Below are 418 nucleotides of genomic sequence, written 5' to 3'. Positions count from 1 at the left end.
CTCCCCCACCGAATCAGGCACCTCATCGATGACCACCACCTGTGGACGCACGGACTCCGGCATCTTCGCCAGGAATTCCTGAACGGCCGTGTTGGCGGAGACGGTGGTCAGGACGGTCGTCGGACGAGAGTCGAGCAGTGCGGTTTCCAGCCGTTCGGCGTGGCCCTGCAATTCGGGCGCGAACAGCGGCACGGCGATGTTTCCGGCCTTGATCGCGGCGAAGAAGCCCACGACATAGTCCAGGCCTTGCGGAGCGAGGACCGCTACGCGGTCACCCCGCGCAGCGACCTGCTGCAGCAGCGCAGCGACAGCCCGCAACCGAACGCCCAGCTGTGTCCAGGTCAGTTCGAAGACTTCTTCCTCGCCGTGGCTGTAATCCAGGAACCGGTACGCCACCAGGTCGCCGACGTGGGCGATG

Annotated in this window: 1 protein-coding gene; it reads right to left on the bottom strand. The window is 65.6% G+C overall.

Annotated features, from left to right (window positions below):
• The coding region (locus tag IMZ11_RS44375; RefSeq protein ID WP_228649791.1) for an AMP-binding protein at window positions 1-396 on the bottom strand (396 nt) is incomplete at its 3' end.
• Window positions 397-418 lie beyond the last annotated feature (22 nt).

Source organism: Microtetraspora sp. AC03309 (assembly GCF_020826795.1).
Taxonomy (GTDB): domain Bacteria; phylum Actinomycetota; class Actinomycetes; order Streptosporangiales; family Streptosporangiaceae; genus Microtetraspora; species Microtetraspora glauca.
The sequence above is the reverse complement of the archived record's forward strand: the minus strand, read 5'-3'. Positions and strand labels throughout refer to the sequence as shown.